The sequence below is a fragment of the Maribellus comscasis genome (assembly GCF_009762775.1).
GTDB lineage: Bacteria > Bacteroidota > Bacteroidia > Bacteroidales > Prolixibacteraceae > Draconibacterium > Draconibacterium comscasis.
On the sequence record NZ_CP046401.1, the window covers coordinates 4,595,923 to 4,618,767 of the forward strand.

A 22,845-nucleotide genomic window follows, 5' to 3' on the forward strand; every position below is an offset into this window, starting at 1 on the left:
TTCTTTTTTGAAATTTATTTAAATACTATTTTATCCACAAACCGTTGTCCTTTCACCATTGCTGCAACGATATAAATTCCGGGCTTATAATCGTAGCTGTTTAGCTGGCAAATGTTCGAATTTGGTTTGATAATCTTTACCAGTTTCCCTGAAATGGAATAGACATAACAACTTTCAATATAATCTTTCGAAGAAACCACACTAATGTGATCACTGTGGTATTGAAGTTGGATTGCATTTGTATTTGTGATTAACGGAGATGAAGTTGTGATATCAAGATCGTTAACTGCAACTTTATAAAGGATTCCGCTGCCCAGGGCATAAAGAGTGTCTTGATAAACTCCGCCAATGCTGTAAACCGTTTTACCCACATTGGGATTTTGCCAGGTAGTACCTCCATCATTGGTAAAATATGATTTTGAGGTTGTTCCCAGCAGCATGAACGAATTTCCGTCCAACGCATAAAAATCGTTGCAGCCGTCAACACCTTCCAATTTGGTAAAAGTAGCACCGCCGTCACTTGTGTAGAAAACACCGTCGGAAGTAGTTGGGAGGTAAAAAGTATTCTCGTCAGTTAAAACAATTGTTTTGATGAAAATACTGCTGTCTCCGTCATTTACTGCTGTTAAATTCGGGTAAATATCTTCCAGGTTTGCACCCGCATCAGTTGTTTTATACAATACGTTACTTCCGGCGATAAAACCAAGGTCTCCGATAAATTCGATTCCATTGATGTAGGAGTTTCCAAAATCTTCGGTAATTCCTGACCAGGTGGCACCGGCATCGGTGGTTTTAAATACGCGTCCTCTGCTTTTTGCGGTTCCTTCAGTAATTGTTTCATACCAGTTGGCATATACATAAGCAGTATTGGCATCCACACATGCAATAGTATAAGGATTTAAGCCATAACATCCATCCAACTGTGGATTTAAGGTTGCGTCATCACCGTCGTTTTCTCCAATTTTTGAAATATCAATTGTTAAAATACTTTCCCAATTGTCGGTTGTGCTGATAATTAAACCTTCCATGTAATAATCATCCACTTCGCTATCAGAGGGGAAGTCCGCTATTTTAAAACGTCTGACTGTACTGTAAGCATCGTTTCCATTGGCGCTGATGCTGGTAAAATCAAATTCAATGTCTTCATTAAAATCAGCAGGTAATGTCGCAGTTTGCCAGGTCATACCTCCGTCGTTTGTGGTTTTACACATTTCGGAGTAACCGATGATTAAGGCATTATTCTCGTTATAAATGGCCATTTTCTGGAGATTTTCTCCAGCGTCATTCAATTCCGGGCTAACTACCCAGTTAAAGTTTTTTCCAATTAAATCAGAAACCGCAATTTTATATGCATAGGTATCTGCCATACCGTATAAGGTATCTTGAAAGACACCACCAATGGAGTAGCATGTTTTTCCAGGATAACATCCGGCCCAGGTTGTACCGCCGTCGGTTGATACCATTGACTTGGCAGAACTGCCAAGCACAATTAAAGTGGAGTCGTTGATGATGCATAAATCATTGCCTCCGCCAAAATCATCAATCCTTGTAAAGGTCTGACCTCCGTCAGTAGTTTTAAAAATACCGTCGGAAGTAGTTGTTACATAAAGTTCCTGAGCAGTTTTTAATGTTACCGAGCTTATATACAGGTTACTGTCTGTTCCAACAGTCAGGTTAGGGTATAAATCGGTTAAAGCGTTTGTGTTCAGGTTGGTAACATACATTTTGTTATAACCTCCAAAGTAAGCCAAAGAATCATCTACTTTTATAGAGGTTATGATTTTACTTCCAAAATCCGGCGTGATAGCCTCCCATGTTGAGCCTCCATCATTGGTTCTGAAAACAGCCCCTCTTGATTCACTGTCACCGGAGCTTACATCATACCAACCGGAATAAGCAAGAATAGTATCATTATTGTAAACTCCTACTGCAAAAATATCCTTGGCATAGCTTCCTTCGGCATTTGGATTTATGGATGCATCATCTCCTGTTCCTATTTTTGAAACATCCATTAATGTCCATGTGTTACCCATGTCGTTCGATTTCAACATAACTCCACTGGCATAAACATCAGGTTTTCCGCTTGAAGGGTAGTCAACCAATTTTGATTTTCGGGAAGTAAGAACGGTAGTGTTTTGGCCCGAACTTAAGCCAATGTAATCATACATGGCGTCAAAAGCTTTAATATCTTTCATCTGGCCTTCGGTGATTTTCTTGAAGGTGTTGTCAAATCCGATGATTACAGCAGTTGAATCCCCGGTTATCGTCATGCCCTGCAGATTATTTCCGGAAGAAATGGTGTCTTGTTGCCAATTGAATGTTGCCTCCTGTCCAAAAGTTAACAGGGACAAAAAGCTTAAAATAGTTAATAATGTAAAATTTTTCATACGCGAGATTTTTTTGAGTTATTATGGTGCTTTAATTATTTATTTGTTTTCCGGTTGATTTGAGGCGCTTAACGTTTCATTAAAATCAAACATATTTTTCACTTTCGCTGTTTTTCCGTTGGTATAGGTAATGCTTAACGAGTCTTTTAAAAGTGCATCAATTATATTTTGTTCGTTTGTTAATGTATCAACATAAAAAATTTCGGCAACTTCTTCCATTGTAGAGTCAAGTTTTGTTTTGAATTCAACGATTCCGTTATCATTTGACAAATGACTGACAATGTATGGGAACCGGCTTCGTAATCCTCTGTTTTTTCCCAGGGGAAGCAGGTACGAGTTTAGCACATCGTTGCTGTAGCTTGTTCGCTTGTTAAATACACTTTGGTAGGGTGAAAATAACAAATTGACATATTCATTCCTTGTAATCGTTTTGTATTCCGGCTTGCTGGCAACTTCGTATTTTAATTTTACTGTCGATTCCCCTGCAGTTGTCTCATAAGTAAGTGTTTCCGATTCCAAAATCGATATAAGTTCTTCCTCATTTTTTACTTCTTCCGGAAAATAAATTTTTACAATAACCGGGCAGGCATATTCCGAAATGACGCCAACGGCATCGGTCTTTTGTTTGAGCAAAATACTCAGGTAGCTGAAATCAAAACTGTCAAAAAAGTTTTCAAGCGTCAGTGAAACTTCATAAACCTTATCGATTCCTTTAGCCAAAGGTTGAATCGGTTTCTTTTGGGGGGTAAATAATAACTCCTGTATTTTTTCATCGTTTAAAATTTCCGGGTTATAATACAGTTTTACTCTGTGATGTTTTACATAAGTAGCAACACCGTAAACTCCTTCAACGTTTCTCATTTTATTGGCAAAAGCCATTGAACTACCATAACATTTTATGTTTTTTAATCCGGCCTGATTAAAAACAGCTGCATTTTCAATTACCTCAGGCTCTTCCCACCGTTCATCAATAGTAGGAACTTCCCAAACACTTCCTAAAGTAATTCCAAGGATAACAAGCAAAACAGTCGCAATTACCGGCACGCGGTTCCAGTTTCTTTTTTTATTAATTGTCAGCGTATTTTTTTCCGGACACACCAGTAAACAATCGCCACACAAATTACAATCAACATGTTTTACTGTTTTTAAACTGGCGACGTCAATTGCCTGCGGACATTTTTTTGAACAGAGCTGACAATCGATACAACTGTCGGTATTTCGTGTAATTTTGGCAACAGGGAAAAATTTACTTTTCTGGTGTCCGGTTAATTCAATAATGTATCCTCCGGCACAGGCAACTGCCAGCGGGTATACATAACTAATATATACTCCCAGTTGAAGAAGTATCAGGTAGACAGCCAATGTTGCTGCAAAAAATAGTGTGAACTTAAAAATATTTGAAATGGCTCCAAGAGGACATAAATATTTACACCAGAACAGCCTTATAAATATTGAACCGAATACAACCAAAGCGATTGAAATAGCAACATACAGTATTACAACATCGCTGTTAAATCCTGACGCTACCCCAAAATAGGGGTCAAACTTTTTACAAAACAATTCGTTTGACTGTAACGTAAAATACAGCGTAATAAAAAGCAATATGTATTTTAAAGAACGTAATGCTTTGTCGGCAAATCCTTTAATGGTAAAACGTATTTTTAATTTATCTCCCAGTCTTCCCAGCCATTCGCTAATGGTGCCTATCGGACATATGTATGAGCAAAATAGTTTACTTAACAAAACTATCCCGGTAAACAACAGGATTCCCATAACAATCTGGGCGCTGGTCATGGTACATGAAAGAGCACCGCTTAACAAATAACTTCCTAAAGCCTGAAGTCCTCCAAACGGGCAGTATGCCTCGAAATCAGGTGTGGTGATGTTCAGGATTGAAGGGAAAAATGCTAAAATTAAAATAAATGCAATTACTCCCCACTGGGCTACAAGACGCGGCCAGTTTGCGTTTTTGGTTTTTAATTTCATAATAAAAAATAACAACCACTACGTTTTAGGCGTGGTTAAATTTAAAAATAATGTTTTTTATTTAGACTTGGTCTCAATAAAATTTAAAATAAATTTCAAATTTGATCAAAGTCTTCCGAATGAATAATTTTCTGAAAGGTGATGTTTGTCTTTTAACTCAAGCAAAGCTTTGTTCTGTTGACTTTGCTTTTTTTGAAAAGAATTTACATCGGCATTTTTTCCGAGAAGTACTCCCAATAAAACGGCAGCAATAAGAACAGCGGCAATTTGCAGGTATTTTGAAAAATCGAAACGGTTTCCGGCAGATAATTTTATCGAATTTTTTTCTTTTATAACTTTATCAACCAGTCCTTCCGGAACCTCAACCTCAGTATCCAGAACAGCCAGAATTTGGTCAATTGTTGTTTCCAAAACAGCATTTTTAAATGTTGTTTGTTTTACATTTTTCTCGGAATTACCTGTATTTTCTTTCTGATTGTTATTCATCTCTGAGTATTAAGACGAAATTAAAAATAAAATCTGGCGCTAAAGATTAATTTTTTTTCTGTTCTATTTGATTCCTTCGCGAACAATTTTCTTTGTTGCAGTACTGGCACTGGTCTCCAACTTCCATCATTTCAAGTAATAAGGCGTCCAGAAGTTCTTTTTGTTCCTCGGTGCAAATACTTTTAATATTTTGAAAATGTTTTACGGTTTGTTTTTTTACGAGGCCATGATAGCGACCAATTTTTTCTACTATTTCACTAATTTCCTCGTTGGAAGTATTTTCAGATGACAGAGCTTTTATAAGTTCAAAATTTGATTCACACTCAATATCTAAAAGCAGTTGGTAATTCCGAAATACTTTTTGGTCCATCTCGAGGATTTGCTCGTATTGATCGTCGCTGAGTTGCAGGCGGTCACGTAAAAATTCATCGGAGCTGTATTGATCGTCAAAACCGATTTCTTGTCTGCTGTTCATAAACAGGAAGGTTGCAAATGCCGAAATGTTTATTACCAATAAGAAAATATTTAACCATTTTACTGCTTTTCCTTTGCTCTCCATTTCTGTAGATTTAATGTTTGAAATAGTCTGTTAGTCTGTTTTTTAAATTCTTTTTAGCTCTGTACATTAATGATTCAACTGAAGTAGCTGAAAGTTTTAGTCTTTCACAGATTTCTTTTTGAGAGAATCCTTCAAATTTATGCATCAAAAGTACTTTTTTCTGTGATTCCGGTAGCTCGTCGATGAGCCGGAACAAATGTGATACTGCCTCCTGTTGTTCAAGCTTCCTGGCCGGGGTTTCATTATCTATATAGTTGCTGCCGAACGATTGATCCGAAGATTTCGGTACTTGCTGGTTTTCCGCTTTGGCCGGATTTTTTTTCCGGATAAAACTTATGGATTTATTGTAGGCAATTTTGTAAATCCACATGGTAAGATCTTCCTCGTTTTTTACATGTTGGCATGATTTGAAAATCTGAAGAAAGACCTCCTGAAAGATATCTTCCGCATCATGTTGGTTGCCCACAATGCGGAAGATGGTATTATATACAAGTTTTTTGTATTTCTCAATTAAGGATCGAAAAGCGAGGTTATTGTTTTTTAATATTTGTTCAATTAACTGGCTGTCGTCCATTTAATTCGTTGCAAGGTTTTTATTCTCCCATAAACAGGCCTTTGTCTTTCAGATAAGTAACAGCTTCATCTTTTGTTTGAAACAGTTCACCGTCTTTTTCCATCCAGGTTTCTCCCTTTGAAATTCCCATTTCAGAACATCCCTCTTTGGGACCAATGTTTATTTTTTCCAGCGCCTTCATTTTTATTTCATCGTCTGAAATCCGTACCACTTTTGCTTTCACCGGTTTTCCGTGCTTAGGTGTTCCGCTTCCGTCGACAGCAACAACAAGCCCGTAACAAATCGAACCTTTTGCAATCCAGTCACCAACTTTGTTTTGTAGTTCCTTATTTAGCTCAGCCGTTTTTTCCTCGTATGCATAATTGGCTATTTCATCTGATTTATTTTTTGAATTACAGGCGCTAAGAGCAACAATTGAGACTAATGTTAAAATAGAAATCAGGTTTTTCATGGTGTCGAATTTTAATATTTTTAGTTTTAAAAAGTTCTTTTCTTAATACTCCGGGTGCTAACATTTTGTAGTTTAAGGGGGCGCTAATCTGGCTTTTTATTTTTCCGATAGCGGCAAATGTAGTAAATTTTTAATTTTAAAAAACAAATAAAAGAAGAATGTAATTTTTATCTTATCTGAAGTTTAATCCTTTAAAAAGAAGCATAAAAAAAGCCGCAGGATATGCAGCTTTTTACGATAAGTATATTTGTTTTTTTTAGAATCCGTTGATAATTCCAAGGAAATCTTCTGCTTTTAAAGATGCGCCTCCGATTAAACCACCGTCAACATCTTTGTTTGCAAACAATTCTTTTGCGTTACTTGGTTTGCAGCTTCCACCGTAAAGGATAGAAACACCTTCTGCAATTTCTTCACCGAATTTTTCGGCAATAGTTGAACGAATAAAAGCGTGAATTTCCTGGGCTTGTTCAGAGGTAGCGGTTTTACCTGTTCCAATTGCCCAGATTGGTTCGTATGCAATTATCAGTTTTTTGAAATCATCAGGAGAAAGTGTAAAAATGGTTTCTTCCAGTTGTTTTTTTACGAATTCGTTTTGTGTTTCTGCTTCTCTGATTTCCAAGGGTTCACCACAGCAGTATATCGGTGTTAATCCGTTTTCCAATGTAAGAGCTAATTTTTTGTTGAGTGTTTCACTGGTTTCTCCGTAATACTCACGACGTTCAGAGTGGCCAAGTATTACATATTCAGCCCCGGTTGATTTTACCATTTCGGCAGAAACTTCGCCGGTAAAAGCACCTTTTGCTTCAGCTGCACAGTTTTGAGCAGATACACCGATTCTTTCGGTATTTACACTTTCAACAACTTTTGTAAGGTGTGTAAAAGGTGTCCCCAAAACAACAACTACGTCATCGGCTCCTTCGCTGGCAACAACTGCGTCAACAGCTTTCGCCAGTTCAATTCCTTCCTGTAAATTGGTATTACATTTCCAGTTTCCTGCAACTATTTTTTTTCTCATTTTTCTGATATTTAGTTTATAAGGTATATAAAATTTTGCGCGTAAAAATACAAGCTTCGTCCGTAAAAATTAAATTCGCAAAGTGTTCATTTTCACAATTAACTATTTGTTCATGAATTCATTCTGAAACTCTGCAGGTGTCGGAATGTCGTTGTAGTGCCATTTCCCGACGATGGTTCCGTTTTTCAGAACAACAAGCCCGGGGTTTGACCGGATGATTGTTTTTAACGTAATCTCATCACAGTTAAAAAACTCATAAGGTACATTGTTCTCTTCTGTAAATTTCAGACAATTGTCGAACAATGTGGAAGTTAAACCGATAAATGAAAAATTGTTTTCCTGTGCCCATTCAGCAAGTTGGTTGATTTCCGGTTGGATTTCTGTATCGCTTTTTTCGAGATTATAGGCAACAACCATAAAAACATAATTTTCGTCGTAAATAAAAAAGTCGATAATATTTTCATCGTCAGGAGTAGTAATGGTAAAATCATGAATTGGGGGTTCGTATCCTTCCTGCACTAAATTCGACTCCATATCATCAAATTCCCAGTTTATGGTATCCTGCCACGGGTAGTCGTCTTCAGAAAATTTTTCCACTTCGCCGGTATTCTTATTCCGGTAATAAAAAATATTTTCGTAAACTTCCTGTTCTGCATCGTCAGGATAAGACATCGCTTCAGGAATATTTACTCCAACTTTATAGGGTCTGAAATCAAAAATGGGAAGGTGCTTATACGAATAGATAACCAAGCCAATATATACGATTGCAAAAACTGCGCTTGACATGTAGTTAAGTTTTCCTTTTCCCGATTTTGCCAATGTTTTTCTTTTACTAAAAACAACAATTGCCAAAACAATCAGTACTACATTTTTATAAAATGTTTCCCAGTTTGAAATAACAAGTGCATCTCCAAAACAACCACAATCGGTTACCGGATTTTTTACTGCAATCCAAAGCGTAAGTGGCAGGAAAAATGCCATAAAAAGTAAAGCCAGCCACGAGAAGAAACGGATGAATACATTCCAAAGCAATGCAACTCCAATGGCAAATTCAGCAAACGACAGTAATACCCCGAGTGGGAAAGCAGCCCAGATTAACCACTCCAGACCCATGGCATTAAAATAGTCGGTGAATTTGTAGGTCGATCCCCACGGGTCGATTCCTTTTACAAATCCGGAAAAAATAAAAGTTATTCCAACCAAAATGCGCGAAATATGAGCCAGTGTTTTCATAAAAGTTAATCCTTTTTAAGCTTCAAACTCAATTTTTATAAGAGCAAAAACAGCATAATTAATCATATCAAGATAATTGGCATCAATTCCTTCCGAAATGATTGTTTTACCCTGGTTATCTTCAATTTGTTTGGTTCGTTTTAATTTCATCAGAATTAAATCGGTATAAGAACTTATCCGCATGTTCCGCCAGGCTTCGCCGTAATCGTGGTTTTTGGCCTGCATTAATTTTTTGGCAGTATCAAAATATTTATCGTATAAATCAAGGGTTTCCTGCTCCGATAGTTCATTCTCCGACGTTCCCAGTTCAAGCTGAATAAGTCCCATAATTGCATAATTCACTATTCCAATAAATTCGGGACGTATTCCCTCGTCAACTTTGGTAATTCCTTTTTCTTCTATGCTTCTGATTCGTTGGGCTTTTATGTATATCTGGTCGGTTAATGAAATAGGGCGTAAAATACGCCAGGCTGTTCCGTAATCCTGCATTTTTTTCTGGAAAATGTTTCTGCACAGCGAAATTACCTGATCGTACTGTTGATTTGTTTTCTCCATCTGTAGTGTTAAATGAGGCATAAAAATATTAAAATTTGAGGAAAATGGATGGTTTTGTTTTACATTTGTAGTTAACAATTTGTTAAACCATAAAAGTTTTTAACTCATGTTGATTACCCAGTCTGCGGGCAAGTTCCTCAAACGTAAAAATTCGATAAACCTGGGCGGAGAACTAATTGACTTATCCGTACCGGCAGTTATGGGAATTATTAATGTTACACCTGATTCCTTTTTCGACGGGGGCAAAATGGAAGACGAAAAAGTTCTGCTGGCTGCAGTCGAAAAGATGATTGAAGACGGAGCTTCCATAATTGACATTGGTGGCGTATCAACCAGGCCAGGTGCACAACTTATTTCTACCAAGGTAGAATTGGGAAGGTTATTGCCTGCCGTTGAAGCGATCCGAAAAAAATTTCCCGCGATCCCACTTTCTATCGATACTTTTCGTTCCTGGGTTGCGGTTCGGATAATTGATGAGTTTGGCCCGGTGATTGTAAATGATATAGCCGGTGGAACTTTGGATTCCAAAATGTTTGAAACGATTGGGAAACTGGAAGTGCCGTATATTTTATCGCACATAAAGGGAACTCCGCGTGATATGCAGGAGAATCCGGAATATGATGATATTATAAAAGAGATTTCGACTTATTTCAGCGAGAAAGTAAAACGTCTCACAAAATTAGGAGTAAAAGACATAATAATAGACCCGGGGTTTGGATTTGGGAAAAATCTTGATCACAATTACGAGTTACTTAACAAGCTCGATTCATTTAAAGTGTTCCAACTTCCTGTGATGGCTGGATTGAGTCGTAAGTCAATGATTTGGAAAGCATTGGAAACCAAACCCGAATTTGCACTAAACGGGACAACAGTTGCAAATACACTGGCATTAATGGGAGGAACAGATATTTTACGCGTACATGATGTAAAAGAAGCTGTTGAAGCCGTAAAGATTTTTTGTGAAATAAAAGCAACAATTAAATGATGGCATTTATAACCATCCGTTTTCTTGATATCCTAGATATATTTTTGGTTGCGCTTTTACTTTATCAGCTCTATAGGTTAATAAAAGGAACGGTGGCTTTTAATATTGTCATTGGTCTGTTTTCGCTGTATTTGCTTTGGTTGGTTGTGCGGGCACTGAATATGCAGTTGCTTGGCTCAATTATGGGACAGTTTATTGGGGTAGGGGTACTTGCATTAATCATTGTTTTTCACCCTGAAATCCGGAAATTTCTGGTATTTATCGGAACAAATTATAACGTAAACCGCTTGCTTTCTATCGATAAATTATTTGGAACAGCAAAAGTGAAAACTATTAACCAGGAACAGATTGAAAACCTTGTTGATGCATGTGTGTCCATGGCGAAATCGAAAACCGGGGCCTTGATTGTAATCGCCGGCGACTCGGAGCTGACTGATTATATCAACACCGGCGAAAAGCTGAATGCCAGAATTTCATCGTCCTTAATACGCACGATATTTTTTAAGAATTCTCCCCTCCACGACGGAGCAATAATAATTAAAGAAAATAAAATTAAAGCAGCGGGCTGTATTCTGCCACTAACACAAAAGGAGTTGGATCAAATGCTGGGGTTGCGCCATCGTGCTGCGGTAGGAATAACCGAATCTACCGACGCGGTTGTTGTTATTGTTTCCGAAGAAAGAGGTTCTATTTCATTTACCAAAGACGGAGAAATAAAACGAAGGATTTCAAAAGAAGTGTTAACAACACTGCTGGAAGAGAATATTGTTCGTTCGGAATAGCGAATTTCCTTTATATTCACAACCGTTTTTTTATTTTAAATTGTATTATGAACAGAATTTGTGATTTGTTTGATATTCAATATCCTGTGATTCAGGGTGGTATGGTTTGGTGCTCGGGATGGAAATTGGCTGTGGCAGTTAGTAACTCAGGAGGATTGGGATTGATTGGAGCTGGTTCCATGCATCCTGAAGTGCTGGATGAACACATTAAAAAAGCAAAAAAAGCTACTCAAAAACCATTTGGTGTAAATGTTCCCTTGCTTTACCCTGAAATTGATAAAATAATGGAAATTATTGTGCAAAATGAAGTTCCGGTTGTTTTTACATCAGCAGGAAGTCCTAAAAAATGGACCGGCTGGTTAAAAGAGCATGGAACTACGGTTGTTCACGTGGTTTCAAGTTCATTGTTTGCCGAAAAAAGCGAGGCAGCGGGAGTAGATGCTATCGTTGCTGAAGGTTTTGAGGCAGGCGGACACAACGGACGGGAGGAGACGACTACACTGTCTTTGATTCCATCCGTACGAAAAGCAACGGGTTTACCTCTGATGGCAGCGGGCGGAATTGCAACAGGACAGGCAATGCTGGCAGTAATGGCTTTGGGAGCAGATGGTGTTCAGGTTGGTTCTTGTTTTGCAATTTCTGAAGAATCATCGGCGCACCCTGATTTTAAAAAGCTGGTCGTTTCATTAAACGAGGGGGGGACAAAACTGGCCCTGAAAAAACTGGCTCCGGTGCGGTTAATTAAAAATCATTTTTTTGAACAGGTGGATAAAGCTGAAAAAAATGGTTCCACAGCAGAAAATTTACAGGAATTACTTGGGAAAGGACGTGCAAAAAGAGGAATATTTCTTGGCGATTTGGATGACGGAGAACTGGAAATCGGGCAGGTTTCAGCCCAAATCAAAGAGATTAAACCGGTAAAAGAAATTATGGAAACATTAATTTCAGAATACAAAAAAGGTATGAATGATATTAAAAACGGAGGCAGGTATTCATTCTAATATTCCGTTTTAAAAGCAATAGCTTTATTTTGAAGAACTTCCCAAACATCATTTTTTGTAAGGCCATGAATTTTTCCAGGCAAGTTCAGATAGACGGTTTGTTCTCTTTCTTTTATTCCAGTGAATTTTGAGTTTGTGGTGGATTGGGTTTTGTACGCTCATCCAGATTGAAATATTGAAAAGCCAGAAAAGTGTAAGGAATTATCCACAATATGGCTGAAACAATAACTGAAAATCCCGTAAGAATCCAGTACCATTGCGGATAGTCTATTGTTCCGGTTTGCTGCAGGCTGAACATTGTTGAGCCAATTCCTGCAATCATTGCCGGGATAGACACCAGAAAGCTAACCACATAAATAATGATGATTCCAACCAGATTGACTAAAAAGGTATTCCACCATTGAGAATTTACCAAATTCCACGAACGGGTGAAAGCATTGCCAACTCCCTTCTTTTCAAAAATGAGGATCATCACTACAATGGAAAAAGTGTTGGCGAAATAAATTCCGGGGATAATGCACATTATTACACCGGCAATAACAGCAATAAAAAGTAAAAGGTTAGCCCCTAAAGCGATTAAACTGTTGGAAAAAAACAGAGGTGTGATTTCACTCAATTCGAAATTTCCTTTTCCTTTTTTTATGTAATATTCAATGTAGGTGTAATATGTTCCGCCAAGAAGCGACTGCACAAAAATTCCAAATAAGGAAATTATAAAAACATTACCATAAATGGGGCCGATATTTGAAAGTAACATATCCGGGTTATTCAAATCTACTCTCCCCAATACTTTTATTTGGACGTAAACCTGTAGAATCCCGTAAATGATGATAAAAGGTAAAATATATATGGCAAATAATTTAGATATAGGCTTAAATTCCTGTTTTAGAAATCGGAATGAATCAGAAAAAATATCACCCGGTTCTCTTTTCTGTTGAAATTGAACTTCTGTCTCAGTCATTCAAAATAGTAATTTGATTAAAATGTTTTTTTATCAATTTGGTATTTGTTACGGTCGGATGCGCTGCGCGAGATCAACTCTCCAAGAAAACCTGCAAGAAAAAACTGCGCTCCGATGATAATTGCTGTGAGTGCGATATAAAAATATGTGCTGTCAGTCAATAGGTTACCATATATTCCTGCTTTTAACTGTTGTGTTTTCTGCACGGCAAGCACAATTGCTGATGCGATTCCGAGAATCACTATCAATACTCCAAGAATACCAAAAAAGTGCATTGGTCTTTTTACAAACCTTGAAATAAAAATTACGGAGAGTAAATCGAGCGGACCGCGAACAAAACGTTCCAACCCGAATTTGGTTGCGCCATATTTTCTTTCGCTGTGAACAACTACTTTTTCACCAATATTTTTATAGCCGGCCCACTTGGCAAGAACCGGAATATAGCGGTGCATTTCGCCATATACTTCGATACTTTTTATGACCTTCCGCTTGTAAGCTTTTAACCCGCAATTCATATCATGCAGTTTAATTCCTGTCATCCTTCTAACAGTCCAGTTGTATAATTTACTTGGTAAGTTTTTGCTTAAAACCGGGTCGTGTCTTTTTTTCTTCCATCCCGAAACCAGGTCAAAACCTTCTTCTGTAACCATTCGGTACAACTCGGGAATTTCATCTGGACTGTCCTGCAAATCAGCATCCATGGTAATAACCACATTGCCCTGTGCCGCATCAAAACCACAGTAAAGCGCAGCAGATTTTCCGTAGTTGCGCCTGAATTTTATTCCTTTAATGTTTTGATTTTTTGTTTGTAGTTTTTCCACAACGCTCCAGGATTCATCAAGACTGCCGTCATCAATAAGAATAATTTCATAGGAAAAATTATACTTTTCCATTACTTTTTTAATCCATTGCGTTAATTCAGGGAGCGACTCTTCTTCGTTAAAAAGGGGCACAACTACGGAAATATCCATATTAAATTTGATTGTTCTTATTCAGTGAAATCGTCTACCGGTTTTTTTTGTGTAAAAATAGCTGTTATTAAAGAAATAATCAGGCCAATTAACGCACCGCCAAAAATTCCCATAACTACCATCATCGTTGGAGTTTGGAATTTTGCTGACATTTCAACTGCCATATCTATTTGTTCTTCAGGTACTCGGCCTTGTTTTACGATTTGTTCTTCGGTAAATAGTTTTAGTTGTTCCGTCAGCGACGGGTCAATAACCGTGTATAAGAGAACCGTATAAATACTTGATAAGATAGAAGCAAAAACTACCGTTAACAAGCCAACTCCCAGCGCCTGTCCATAGCTCATGGTTCCACCCAGTGCTTTTTTGTAATTTATTTGAGCAAATACAACACCGGCAATTAACACTGCGTAACCCAGCCATTGGGCGATTTTTGAGAAGGGGTTTCCGGTTACATAAAAAATAACAGAAACTAAAATTGAGACAATCCCCAGGTAGATACCTGACATAAGGGATGATTTCCATACAGATGCAGATTTTTGTTCCATAATTGTTTTTTTTGTAAAGTTCGACAAAGATATGTTTATTTTTTAATCTGGTTTCACTTAAAATATTAGAACTCCAAGAGAACTGAAAGTTACAAATTATTTTTTTGAATGTTTTTCCTGATGAGTCGTGAAAGCGTCATAAAAATTACGAGACTTCTGATTTTTATTTGGAGGTAAATCAAAATTTTCTACTTTTGCAGCCGGGTAAGTCCTGTGCGACCAGCTCCTGCTGAATCCCCCCAGGGTCGGAAGGCAGCAAGGGTAGGCGGTTGTAGCGGTGCGACACAGGTAGCTTACCCACTTTTTTTGAAAGAAAAAAAGGTGTTGAAAGTTTGAAAAAAGTTTTGCAGATTAAAAAATTAATTCTTTACTTTGCGCCGCTGATTTCAAAAACAGCAAGCGTTCTAAAGCAATTTATTGATACAAAATAAGCCGAATTAGCTCAGTTGGCCAGAGCACGTGATTTGTAATCTCGGGGTCCTCAGTTCGAATCTGAGATTCGGCTCAGCTATTTAGGGGAGATACCGAAGCGGTCAAACGGGGCAGACTGTAAATCTGTTGGCAAAGCCTTCGTAGGTTCGAATCCTGCTCTCCCCACAATTAAAAAGGGAATCATTTTTTAATGATTCCCTTTTTTTACGATGATAGAAAAGATTATGCTTTGCTTTTAGAGAAAAATCCCTCTTTTTTGAATTTGTTGTAGCTTTCTTTTACCGAGTCTACCTCTTCTTTTATAAATTTCTCTATATTTTTTACGGTTACGTCTTCACCGCGCATCTCAAGACGCTGTGCTGCGTTTACAGCTTTAGGTACAACAATCCATAAAATAAGGTAAACAAATAGTGCTATCCCTGTAAAGAAGAACAGCAGAACCATTATCAATCGCATAACTACCGGGTCGATGTCGAAATAAGCTGCTAACCCACCACAAACACCTCCTAAAACCTTATGTTCAGGATCACGGTAAAGCCTTCTTTTTCGTCTGCTTTTTTCACCAAAAGGTTCTTCGTTATCTCCGGCTTCGTTAAATGTTTCAGGTGTTCCCATCATTTCCACAACTTCATTAACCCAATCCATTGTAACCACTTTTTTTTCTTCAGTAATTTTTGAAGTAAATATTTCGGCTATCCTGAATTCAATGTCTGCTATAATTTCTCTTCCTTCCTCGCTGTCGCCAAAATATTTTTTTAAACTGATAAGATATTTTTGCAGTTCTTCGTAAGCATCGTCTTCAATATAAAAAACCGTAGCGCTAAGGTGAATTGTGTATGTCTTTTTCATTTGTGTATTGTTTTTTGTTTTTTTATGCTCTGTTTTGTTTTACGGACCCAACTGCGTTAACCAGTTCGTCCCATGAACCTTCCAGTTCTTTCAGGAATTTTTTTCCGCTGTCTGTCAGTTCGTAATATTTTCTTGGCGGACCCTGTGTTGATTCTTCCCATTTGTATTTTAGTAACCCGTCGTTTTTTAGCCGGGTCAATAGCGGATAAAGTGTTCCTTCCACAACTATCATTTTGGCTTCTTTTAATCCCTGTAATATGTTAGTGGCATATAAAGGTTCACCGTCCAGTATCAGAAGAATACAGTATTCGAGAACTCCCTTTCTCATTTGTGCTTTTGTGTTTTCTATTTTCATGGCGCTGTCTTTTTAAATTGTTAATAATTTTTCTGATACCAAAACCTGGGGGCCGGGTTGTTTTAAGCAACCCAGTTTTTATCAGATATCATCCAGCTTTCCAGTTCGAGTGGTTGTTCCTCTGTTTCAATTGTGTCGAAATTGTATTCCTCCAACATCCAGTTTTCGAGTTCCAATGGTTTTTCCGTTTCTTTAATAAATTCGATAGATGAATTTTCAAAATTAGTTTCGTCAATCATCCAGTTTTCGAGTTCGAGTGCTTCCTCAACCTCTACTTCCATAGCAAAACTGGTTTTGTTGAAAGAGTTTGTGCTTGTCATCCAATCTTCCAGATTAAGCGGAGCTTCCACTTCATTCTCAAAATTGAATGTACTTTCAAAACTACCTTCATCGGTCATCCAGTTTTCCAGTTCCAAAGCTTCTTCTGTTTCTGTATAAATGGCTGAAAAGTCAGCTGCTGAAGAAGCATGTGTTTCAGTTTTCATTGCTTTTGGATTGTTATCTACCATGGCTGTTGCAATGGTATTAAAACTACTGTTTTCAAATAACGACCTCCAAAAATCCTGCGCATTTACTGTAATACTTATCAGTACTAAGCTCATTCCTGCTGCTAACGTTTTTGTAATTGCTTTCTGAACATTGTTTTTTGTTTTCATGACTTTGTCTCCTGTTTTTTGTTTTCTGTTATTATTCTGTTTTCTGTTTTTCAAACTTTCAATCTTATGACGCTCTTTTTTGTTTTATGTTACACTTTGTATAGAACTTTTTTTTGTCTGCTACCATTCTTAAAATGGATTATTGTAATACAAATATATGAATAAAAAATAGAACTATGCAATACAAAGTACTATAATTTTTTAAAAATGTTTTGTTTTTCGTGTATATAATTCTCATAATCAGCGATTTAATTTTATATGATTTTTATCATGTTTTTAGAGGTGCTACTAATTGTTCGGGAAAAATGATAGAAATTGTATTAATTATTTTCTGTTAAAAGCCGATGTATGCTTAAACAATTTTTGAAGTTTTACTATTTAAGTAAGTATAAGACAGTAAAAAAAAGATTATGGATAAGGTTTTAAAAGAGAAAATAAAAGCATTTATTTTAAAAGGAGTTGAAGATAAACCGATAGTTGCTAAAGAGGATACATTTTGGAAAGCGTTGCGAAACGTGGGAACCGAATTATGGCTCGACACTGGTGACGTGGATGAAGCCGAAAGAATATGGACAGCGGAAATGACTGCCCTGACCACCAACAACACCTTGGTAAATAAAGAAATACAAAAGGGAATTTATGATTCCTTTATTTCTGAGGCTAAAGAAATTGTAAGATCGCTTCCTTTAAAACAACAGATCGTTGAAATTGCATTTATTCTCAACGCCCGGCATGGATTGCGTCTCGCAAAAAAGTTTGGCGGCTTTGTGAGTGTTGAATTGCATACCGACACCGCACACGATAAAGATGCAATTATTGATTACGGTTTAAGATATTTTGAAATCAATCCAAAACAATTTATTGTAAAAGTTCCTTACACGGCAACCGGTTTGATAGCCGCCCGTAAATTGAAGGAGAAAGGAGTGAGAATCAATTTTACACTTGAATTTTCGGCCCGGCAAAACGTAATGGTGGCAGCTGTTACCAAACCTGATTATTTAAATGTTTTTCTGGGAAGAATCGGGGCTTACATTAAAAACAATGGTTTAGGTGACGGTTCCGGGGCAGGAGAGCGAACCGTTATTTCAACCCAACGATGGGTTACTGAACTTTCGCGGGATAATTCCAAACCTACCAAATTGATCGCCGCCAGTATGAGAAACTATGAGCAGTTGGTTGACCTGGCCGGAGTAAATGTGTTTACCATGCCAACAAAAGTGGCCGGTGAGGGAAGAGAAAAACTGGATGGAAAATTTGAATCAAAATTAAACAAAGTTTATCCGGTTGATTTAAATAAAAAAGCGCCGCAATATTTCCCTGAAAAATTGTGGGAAGTATCCTCAAAAGAAGTTGAACTGGCAAAGGAATTGGATAAAAATTGTCCGGAAACAGGAGATGAATTGGTTGAAAGAGCGCATGCTGCCGGTTGCGGTGATATGTTCCCCAGGCTAAACAAAGAGGATTTGGAGTTTATTTCATCTGACGGTAAAATCCCAAAACACGAGCGTTGGGCAGAAAGAATAAAATTTGGTGAACTTGCCATCGATACTTTGCTGAATTTAGCCGGACTCGCTAGTTTCACCGCCGATCAAAAAGAGCTGGACACCAGAATTGAAAGAATAATAAAAGATTAGTGTCCGGATTTTGTGATCTAATTTTTGTTTGTTTTGTAACTGATTGAAACACCGCCTCCTTTGTTGTTATAAGTTGTTTCAAAATTGGAGAGCGACTCAATATATTCCACAAATTCACCGATGCCTGACATTCTTCTTCCCTGTGTAATATTGTGGGCAGTAAAACAACCACCAACTTTCATTTTGGGCGCAATATCTACAAAATAATTTTTGTACCATGTTTTGTCAGCATCACTAAAAACAAAATCGATGGGGCCTTTTAGTTGAGGTATCAGCTTGTGTGCGTCGCCTAAACGGGCATCCACATATTCAGCAACACCGGCTTCTTTAAAGTTAGCGAGCGCTTCCTTATGTCGCTGTTCGTCAATTTCAAAAGTAATTAATTTACCCCCGGTTTTACTTAATGCCCATGCAATCCAAACCCCCGAGTGTCCGGTTGAAGTGCCAATCTCAACCGCATTTTTATAACCGTTTTCTACAATAATATCAAACAGTAACTGGCCGTCAGACGCTGGTACATTCATATCTCTCCACGAGTATCGCTTATCCGACAGAAAAGCTTTTACTTTTTTATCCAGTTCCGGATTCTCATTCAAATTTTGTGAAAAAACTGCCTGGTTGATAAACAGTACGCATATTACCGACAAAACCAGATGATAGTGAAGTCGAATTTTCGTTTTCATAGATATATTTTTATGGTTTGTTATTTGTTTTGCTCTGGTTATCGTATAATAAGACAAATTGAATAATAAAAAGGTTTAAGTGTTTGAAATATAAAAGAATAATTGTGTCTTTTACTTTTCTTTTTTTCTGAAAGCCCGTATTGTTTTATCGGTATAAATGGTTCCAACAGTAAATAAGCAAAATACAGCCAGAAACCACACTACATTTCTTAGTTGTATTTTTTGTCTGCTGTGAAAGCCTCTGCGGCCGTAACTCCGGTCTTCAGAGTTTCTTTCACGGATGCTTTCACGATTTCTTTGAACGACATCTGCGCTTTGCTGAGCGATGCTGTCCGACAGATTTAATAAATCAGGTCTCTCTGTCAGAGTCGACCTGTCCCAGCTGCTCCGGTCTTCAAAACCTGGTCTGCCCCGGTCAAAACCTCGCCTGAAGTTTTGTTCACTGTTTACTTGAAAAATACGGGCACTTCTTTCCCAGTAATTCAAATGGTTAAAACCAATTATCCCCCAAACAACGATTCCCAAATTGATGATTATGATGCTAATTCTTTTTGCCATTTTTTGTCTTTTTTAAAGTTAAATCTTTGAACTACCCATTTCCAGTGTAAACCAAGATGAATTCCAAAAAGCGCCAGTGTAATATAAGATGAGCTGGTGTGCATTACACGCCAAAACATATGGGAGCCTCCCAGGTTGAGCCACGAAAAATCAATTGTTTTGGCAATGGCAATTCCACTAAAAATCATTAAAAACATCCCCATGAGAAGAAAAATATCCAACACATAATTTAACCGGGCTCTTCGGGGACATCGTCTTATAAAACCCATGGTAACCTTTTTTATCCAGGTCCAGTTTAACGCCTTATGAAGCAAAAAGAATAAACCAATTATTAAACCCGCCCATTCATGAAATACAAGTCCATAAAATGATCTTGGATCCATTAGTAACAACATGACTGCTGTCAGCGAAACATTTAAAATGAATTTAATTTTCTTCGTCATTGTTCTTTAATTGTATTTGCTGGTTAGATTCAATTGCGAAGGATAAGTTTAAAAACGTTTTTAGACTAAAATTGATGCATATTTTGTTTTGAGTCAGTACCAGTTGAAAAATGAGTTGTACTGTTTGAAATTATTAGTAGCTTTTGTTTACTTTTAATATTGATTTTTAGGGAACAATTGTCGCTTAATATATAAAAATATGCCCCGAAAATTAAATACATTTAGTAATGGCGGATTTATAGAATTTAATTCCGGAAGTTTTGACGACTGGTGTGTTTACCTTACAAAGCCCGGAGGGGAGAGGTTTGCCCCAACCGATGAAAGATATTTCAGGCGGCTGAAAAAGTTGGGAAAAAAATATGGCAATCAAAAAATCTATGATGATTTTGTTTTGATTTTTGATAAAACAACAGCACAGCTCGACAAACATATTTTTAAACAAATTACTAAAATTAGTCAATATTACAACCACGGTAGCGACCGACTCGAAATTGAAATTTGGTTTAATGTGTTGTATGCCGGAATGGTAGCAGAGGAGAACAAAGAAAAAGCTGTCCTGAAGAAAAGAATCAAACGGCTGGGAATGCACCATTTACTTATCGATAACCTTGAACCGGAAGTTGCAGCCAACTTTAGTAAAGGGGTGAAATGGCAGGCTCTCGACCGCTTGATGCGGGCAAAAGGTTTCTAATTCACGGCAGATTGGTTTTGGCAACTTTTACACGAAGATCTTTATCAATAATGTTTTTGATTACTTCCATATTGGTGTTCCCGTAGGCTTCTGAAATGTATGGAACAATTTGTTCAAAATAGACGGCAGAGGAATTTTTTCCGCTTTGATTATTAAAAAAAACAGCCAGTTCTTCAGAAATTGCTTTTCTCGATTTGGTCGTGAGACTAAAAGTGCCAATTTCTTTCTTCTCCGCCGAAGTTATATACGTCAGTTGGAATGTGTCATCGTTGTAATCTCCGGCTATTGAAAATGAATTATTATCAATTTTGAGATTTACTTTTTTGTTCCCCTTTAAATCGGAGAACAACAAATAATTTTTTTCATCCAGGGGTATTTTTTCCGTGTTATATAAAAATGGCATTTCATTAACAATCAAAACCTTTTCTCTAAAAAAGCCCATCAAATCGTAAACATCCTCAAACGAAGAAAAATTGTTTGAACTGCGCGTAGCAGTCATGTAATATTTATTTTGTGGAATAACAGCTTTTTTTAAGGCAACCACCCATTTTTTTGATTCCTTTTCCTGGTCGCCGGGAGAGAGCAGGAAGTAGCCATCGTTTGGCGAAAGCAGATAAATTTTATCTTCTTTCCCCGAAAAATGAAGAATATTCTCTTCGGTAAGTTTATCGCCGGTTTTTAGCGTTTTGTTATTACACAAAACTTCACCAACAACCTTTACAACATAGAAATTTTCAGCAGGTGGAAGGGAAAAAATGATTAACAAAAGCAGCAGTGCAGTTAGTGTTTTCATACCTCTATTTTATACCTGTTCTTAACAATGTCAATTCCAAATTCAACAAGCTTCAGGTACACAAAAAGTACCAGGATGTTGATGTGAATGTTGAAAAAAAGATACGACAAAATGGTTAATATTGACAAAAAAAACAGCTCATCGAGTGAATCAATAATAAAATGTATCCAACCGGAGCGAAATTTATTTTTAAGCAAATCCAGTAAATTAAAGCCTTTTCCCGTCAAAATTCTGTGGGAAATCCAGGTAAACCCGATAACAATTAGCAGCAGCCAGCCAAGCGTAATAATGTTGTCGTTATTTAAAAGTGTAAGATAAGCATTAAAAACAATGAGCATGCCCGGCATAATTCCAAAAGCGGTTTTATGCGTGTCGTTGTCAAAATCTCCAATCATTATAATTTTACCGGCAAACATTTTTTTCAAATCTTTGGGCTCCATAAATTTTCCCAACTCCGTTATTGTACCCATATGATGTAGCGCAAAATTAGATTCATCCAGGTTTTTGCCCAGTTTGAAGTCGGTCATTCTTACTTTAAAATCTGTTATGGGAGCTTTCAGACTTATTTTGTTTCCGTCACGAAAAAACATTCCTTTTTTTGAAATAGTATTACCAGAAATTTTTTCGTACATAATTGCAGGCAGTGTTTTTTGCTCGTTGTAAACAATTGGGTATTTAAAAAACATTCCCTCAGCTGAACGATAGGTCGCCAGAGCAACCGGTAAATCAAGCACAGACTCAGGGATTTCTTTATTTTTATTTATATGAACTGCCCCTAAAATTTTGTTTCCCATTTTGTCAAGCCGGGTCTGGAGAAGAGAATCGTCTTCCGAAGGCAAATCAAAAATCAAATCCAGAACCACAAGTTGTACATCATCTTTGTAAGGCTCTATTAATGAAACAAGTTCTGAGAGTTGTTTTCTGTCAGTAATTTCAATTTCTTCGGGTTGAATTGCCAGTGGATCGCGATTTATCTCAATTTCAACTTTACTTTGCGACGTATTTATAAACAGAACTTCTGATGGCAGTGGTTTGGGATCGAAATTTAAAATGTCTTTTTTTATCAATGCCGTCCATTTAATTAAAAAAGCTTCATCGCCAAAAGTATACGTCATTCCCAGCCAAATATAACCCAGGGAAAGTAAGACAAAGCTGTGTGCCAAACTTATTAACCATATTTTATATTTTACAAAATAGTTTCTAAAAAGAGATTTTATATTCTTAAATAAGGGCATGCAAGGTTCTTAAAATCATTTTTTT

Annotated in this window: 25 protein-coding genes, 2 tRNA genes and 1 other RNA gene; 8 read left to right on the forward strand and 20 right to left on the reverse strand. The window is 37.2% G+C overall.

Annotation, left to right across the window (positions count from 1 at the left end):
- Positions 1–14: 14 nt before the first annotated feature.
- From GM418_RS18295 to GM418_RS18335, 9 genes are all read right to left on the reverse strand, one after another.
- The gene (locus GM418_RS18295; RefSeq protein WP_158868692.1) at positions 15–2,387 is read right to left on the reverse strand and encodes a hypothetical protein; all 2,373 of its coding nucleotides are present in this window, start codon (positions 2,385–2,387) and stop codon (positions 15–17) included.
- Between the two features lie 39 nt (positions 2,388–2,426).
- Positions 2,427–4,373, reverse strand: coding sequence for a 4Fe-4S binding protein (locus GM418_RS18300; protein ID WP_158868693.1), 1,947 nt, complete (start codon positions 4,371–4,373; stop codon positions 2,427–2,429).
- 105 nt (positions 4,374–4,478) lie between these two features.
- Positions 4,479–4,859, reverse strand: a complete 381-nt coding sequence (locus GM418_RS18305) for a hypothetical protein (protein WP_158868694.1) — start codon at positions 4,857–4,859, stop codon at positions 4,479–4,481.
- 46 nt (positions 4,860–4,905) lie between these two features.
- Positions 4,906–5,418, reverse strand: coding sequence for a hypothetical protein (locus GM418_RS18310; RefSeq protein ID WP_158868695.1), 513 nt, complete (start codon positions 5,416–5,418; stop codon positions 4,906–4,908).
- A 10-nt stretch (positions 5,419–5,428) separates the two neighbouring features.
- Positions 5,429–5,992: an RNA polymerase sigma factor gene (locus GM418_RS18315; RefSeq protein WP_158868696.1), complete on the reverse strand. Its 564-nt coding sequence runs from the start codon at positions 5,990–5,992 to the stop codon at positions 5,429–5,431.
- Positions 5,993–6,011: 19 nt separating this feature from the next.
- Positions 6,012–6,443, reverse strand: a complete 432-nt coding sequence (locus GM418_RS18320) for a hypothetical protein (RefSeq protein WP_158868697.1) — start codon at positions 6,441–6,443, stop codon at positions 6,012–6,014.
- 256 nt (positions 6,444–6,699) lie between these two features.
- Positions 6,700–7,458 (reverse strand): triose-phosphate isomerase, encoded by a 759-nt coding sequence (tpiA, locus tag GM418_RS18325; protein ID WP_158868698.1) that lies wholly within the window; start codon positions 7,456–7,458, stop codon positions 6,700–6,702.
- Between the two features lie 102 nt (positions 7,459–7,560).
- A complete protein-coding gene (locus GM418_RS18330) occupies positions 7,561–8,691 on the reverse strand; it encodes a BT_3928 family protein (RefSeq protein ID WP_158868699.1) in 1,131 nt (376 codons plus the stop codon).
- Positions 8,692–8,706: 15 nt separating this feature from the next.
- The gene (locus tag GM418_RS18335) at positions 8,707–9,246 is read right to left on the reverse strand and encodes a DUF1599 domain-containing protein (protein WP_158868700.1); all 540 of its coding nucleotides are present in this window, start codon (positions 9,244–9,246) and stop codon (positions 8,707–8,709) included.
- A gap of 106 nt (positions 9,247–9,352) precedes the next feature.
- Here GM418_RS18335 and folP point away from each other — a divergent pair, with 106 nt between their 5' ends.
- The 3 genes from folP to GM418_RS18350 are packed head-to-tail and all read left to right on the forward strand — an operon-like array spanning position 9,353 to position 12,014.
- A complete protein-coding gene (gene folP, locus GM418_RS18340) occupies positions 9,353–10,231 on the forward strand; it encodes a dihydropteroate synthase (protein WP_158868701.1) in 879 nt (292 codons plus the stop codon).
- Entirely contained in the window at positions 10,228–11,013 is a 786-nt protein-coding gene (gene cdaA, locus GM418_RS18345) for a diadenylate cyclase CdaA (RefSeq protein ID WP_158868702.1), read from the forward strand. The genes folP and cdaA overlap by 4 nt, the downstream gene beginning before the upstream one ends.
- Positions 11,014–11,060: 47 nt before the next feature.
- Complete coding sequence (locus tag GM418_RS18350; RefSeq protein WP_158868703.1) at positions 11,061–12,014, forward strand: NAD(P)H-dependent flavin oxidoreductase; 954 nt, start codon at positions 11,061–11,063, stop codon at positions 12,012–12,014.
- A gap of 112 nt (positions 12,015–12,126) precedes the next feature.
- On the opposite strand, the gene GM418_RS18355 is transcribed toward GM418_RS18350, so the two are convergent.
- From GM418_RS18355 to GM418_RS18365, 3 genes are read right to left on the reverse strand one after another with little or no spacing between them, the layout of a single operon-like run.
- A complete protein-coding gene (locus GM418_RS18355; protein WP_158868704.1) occupies positions 12,127–12,975 on the reverse strand; it encodes a DUF7847 domain-containing protein in 849 nt (282 codons plus the stop codon).
- A gap of 17 nt (positions 12,976–12,992) precedes the next feature.
- Positions 12,993–13,946 carry a glycosyltransferase family 2 protein gene (locus tag GM418_RS18360; protein ID WP_158868705.1) on the reverse strand — a complete coding sequence of 318 codons (954 nt, stop codon included), beginning with the start codon at positions 13,944–13,946 and terminating at the stop codon, positions 12,993–12,995.
- Positions 13,947–13,963: 17 nt separating this feature from the next.
- A complete protein-coding gene (locus GM418_RS18365) occupies positions 13,964–14,491 on the reverse strand; it encodes a DUF4199 domain-containing protein (RefSeq protein ID WP_158868706.1) in 528 nt (175 codons plus the stop codon).
- Positions 14,492–14,693: 202 nt separating this feature from the next.
- On the opposite strand from GM418_RS18365, the gene ffs reads away from it, so the two are divergent.
- From ffs to GM418_RS18380, 3 genes are all read left to right on the forward strand, one after another.
- Positions 14,694–14,793, forward strand: an RNA gene (ffs, locus tag GM418_RS18370) — signal recognition particle sRNA small type.
- Between the two features lie 129 nt (positions 14,794–14,922).
- A tRNA-Thr gene (locus GM418_RS18375) sits at positions 14,923–14,996 on the forward strand.
- Between the two features lie 10 nt (positions 14,997–15,006).
- Positions 15,007–15,088, forward strand: a tRNA-Tyr gene (locus GM418_RS18380).
- Positions 15,089–15,145: 57 nt separating this feature from the next.
- On the opposite strand, the gene GM418_RS18385 is transcribed toward GM418_RS18380, so the two are convergent.
- From GM418_RS18385 to GM418_RS18395, 3 genes are all read right to left on the reverse strand, one after another.
- A complete protein-coding gene (locus GM418_RS18385) occupies positions 15,146–15,772 on the reverse strand; it encodes a PspC domain-containing protein (RefSeq protein WP_158868707.1) in 627 nt (208 codons plus the stop codon).
- A 22-nt stretch (positions 15,773–15,794) separates the two neighbouring features.
- Entirely contained in the window at positions 15,795–16,127 is a 333-nt protein-coding gene (locus GM418_RS18390) for a PadR family transcriptional regulator (protein ID WP_158868708.1), read from the reverse strand.
- A gap of 62 nt (positions 16,128–16,189) precedes the next feature.
- Positions 16,190–16,783 carry a hypothetical protein gene (locus GM418_RS18395; protein ID WP_158868709.1) on the reverse strand — a complete coding sequence of 198 codons (594 nt, stop codon included), beginning with the start codon at positions 16,781–16,783 and terminating at the stop codon, positions 16,190–16,192.
- Between the two features lie 410 nt (positions 16,784–17,193).
- Here GM418_RS18395 and GM418_RS18400 point away from each other — a divergent pair, with 410 nt between their 5' ends.
- Complete coding sequence (locus tag GM418_RS18400) at positions 17,194–18,417, forward strand: transaldolase family protein (protein ID WP_158868710.1); 1,224 nt, start codon at positions 17,194–17,196, stop codon at positions 18,415–18,417.
- 17 nt (positions 18,418–18,434) lie between these two features.
- Here the strand turns inward: GM418_RS18400 and GM418_RS18405 are convergent, their stop codons facing one another.
- The 3 genes from GM418_RS18405 to GM418_RS18415 all read right to left on the reverse strand — a co-directional run bounded on the left by GM418_RS18405 (position 18,435) and on the right by GM418_RS18415 (position 20,101).
- Positions 18,435–19,100 carry an O-methyltransferase gene (locus tag GM418_RS18405; protein ID WP_158868711.1) on the reverse strand — a complete coding sequence of 222 codons (666 nt, stop codon included), beginning with the start codon at positions 19,098–19,100 and terminating at the stop codon, positions 18,435–18,437.
- Between the two features lie 111 nt (positions 19,101–19,211).
- Complete coding sequence (locus tag GM418_RS18410) at positions 19,212–19,658, reverse strand: hypothetical protein (RefSeq protein ID WP_158868712.1); 447 nt, start codon at positions 19,656–19,658, stop codon at positions 19,212–19,214.
- Entirely contained in the window at positions 19,634–20,101 is a 468-nt protein-coding gene (locus GM418_RS18415; protein ID WP_158868713.1) for a DUF4405 domain-containing protein, read from the reverse strand. The genes GM418_RS18410 and GM418_RS18415 overlap by 25 nt, the downstream gene beginning before the upstream one ends.
- Positions 20,102–20,300: 199 nt before the next feature.
- Here GM418_RS18415 and GM418_RS18420 point away from each other — a divergent pair, with 199 nt between their 5' ends.
- Positions 20,301–20,792: a DUF7004 family protein gene (locus GM418_RS18420; protein ID WP_158868714.1), complete on the forward strand. Its 492-nt coding sequence runs from the start codon at positions 20,301–20,303 to the stop codon at positions 20,790–20,792.
- Position 20,793: 1 nt separating this feature from the next.
- Here the strand turns inward: GM418_RS18420 and GM418_RS18425 are convergent, their stop codons facing one another.
- Both GM418_RS18425 and GM418_RS18430 read right to left on the reverse strand, forming a co-directional pair.
- Entirely contained in the window at positions 20,794–21,585 is a 792-nt protein-coding gene (locus GM418_RS18425) for a hypothetical protein (protein WP_158868715.1), read from the reverse strand.
- Positions 21,582–22,748: a CHASE2 domain-containing protein gene (locus GM418_RS18430; RefSeq protein ID WP_158868716.1), complete on the reverse strand. Its 1,167-nt coding sequence runs from the start codon at positions 22,746–22,748 to the stop codon at positions 21,582–21,584. The genes GM418_RS18425 and GM418_RS18430 overlap by 4 nt, the downstream gene beginning before the upstream one ends.
- Positions 22,749–22,845 lie beyond the last annotated feature (97 nt).

Excerpts from the sequence above, each read along its gene's own strand:
- GM418_RS18425 (WP_158868715.1), bottom strand. The coding sequence starts at position 21,585 with ATGAAAACACTAACTGCACTGCTGCTTTTGTTAATCATTTTTTCCCTT.
- GM418_RS18330 (WP_158868699.1), bottom strand. The coding sequence starts at position 8,691 with ATGAAAACACTGGCTCATATTTCGCGCATTTTGGTTGGAATAACTTTT.
- GM418_RS18360 (WP_158868705.1), bottom strand. The coding sequence starts at position 13,946 with ATGGATATTTCCGTAGTTGTGCCCCTTTTTAACGAAGAAGAGTCGCTC.
- GM418_RS18385 (WP_158868707.1), bottom strand. The coding sequence starts at position 15,772 with ATGAAAAAGACATACACAATTCACCTTAGCGCTACGGTTTTTTATATT.
- cdaA (WP_158868702.1), top strand. The coding sequence starts at position 10,228 with ATGATGGCATTTATAACCATCCGTTTTCTTGATATCCTAGATATATTT.
- tpiA (WP_158868698.1), bottom strand. The coding sequence starts at position 7,458 with ATGAGAAAAAAAATAGTTGCAGGAAACTGGAAATGTAATACCAATTTA.
- GM418_RS18310 (WP_158868695.1), bottom strand. The coding sequence starts at position 5,418 with ATGGAGAGCAAAGGAAAAGCAGTAAAATGGTTAAATATTTTCTTATTG.
- GM418_RS18365 (WP_158868706.1), bottom strand. The coding sequence starts at position 14,491 with ATGGAACAAAAATCTGCATCTGTATGGAAATCATCCCTTATGTCAGGT.
- GM418_RS18355 (WP_158868704.1), bottom strand. The coding sequence starts at position 12,975 with ATGACTGAGACAGAAGTTCAATTTCAACAGAAAAGAGAACCGGGTGAT.
- GM418_RS18405 (WP_158868711.1), bottom strand. The coding sequence starts at position 19,100 with ATGAAAACGAAAATTCGACTTCACTATCATCTGGTTTTGTCGGTAATA.
- GM418_RS18320 (WP_158868697.1), bottom strand. The coding sequence starts at position 6,443 with ATGAAAAACCTGATTTCTATTTTAACATTAGTCTCAATTGTTGCTCTT.
- GM418_RS18315 (WP_158868696.1), bottom strand. The coding sequence starts at position 5,992 with ATGGACGACAGCCAGTTAATTGAACAAATATTAAAAAACAATAACCTC.
- GM418_RS18350 (WP_158868703.1), top strand. The coding sequence starts at position 11,061 with ATGAACAGAATTTGTGATTTGTTTGATATTCAATATCCTGTGATTCAG.
- GM418_RS18300 (WP_158868693.1), bottom strand. The coding sequence starts at position 4,373 with ATGAAATTAAAAACCAAAAACGCAAACTGGCCGCGTCTTGTAGCCCAG.
- GM418_RS18400 (WP_158868710.1), top strand. The coding sequence starts at position 17,194 with ATGGATAAGGTTTTAAAAGAGAAAATAAAAGCATTTATTTTAAAAGGA.
- GM418_RS18410 (WP_158868712.1), bottom strand. The coding sequence starts at position 19,658 with ATGGCAAAAAGAATTAGCATCATAATCATCAATTTGGGAATCGTTGTT.
- GM418_RS18390 (WP_158868708.1), bottom strand. The coding sequence starts at position 16,127 with ATGAAAATAGAAAACACAAAAGCACAAATGAGAAAGGGAGTTCTCGAA.
- GM418_RS18335 (WP_158868700.1), bottom strand. The coding sequence starts at position 9,246 with ATGGAGAAAACAAATCAACAGTACGATCAGGTAATTTCGCTGTGCAGA.
- GM418_RS18295 (WP_158868692.1), bottom strand. The coding sequence starts at position 2,387 with ATGAAAAATTTTACATTATTAACTATTTTAAGCTTTTTGTCCCTGTTA.
- GM418_RS18415 (WP_158868713.1), bottom strand. The coding sequence starts at position 20,101 with ATGACGAAGAAAATTAAATTCATTTTAAATGTTTCGCTGACAGCAGTC.
- GM418_RS18395 (WP_158868709.1), bottom strand. The coding sequence starts at position 16,783 with ATGAAAACAAAAAACAATGTTCAGAAAGCAATTACAAAAACGTTAGCA.
- GM418_RS18305 (WP_158868694.1), bottom strand. The coding sequence starts at position 4,859 with ATGAATAACAATCAGAAAGAAAATACAGGTAATTCCGAGAAAAATGTA.
- GM418_RS18420 (WP_158868714.1), top strand. The coding sequence starts at position 20,301 with ATGCCCCGAAAATTAAATACATTTAGTAATGGCGGATTTATAGAATTT.
- folP (WP_158868701.1), top strand. The coding sequence starts at position 9,353 with ATGTTGATTACCCAGTCTGCGGGCAAGTTCCTCAAACGTAAAAATTCG.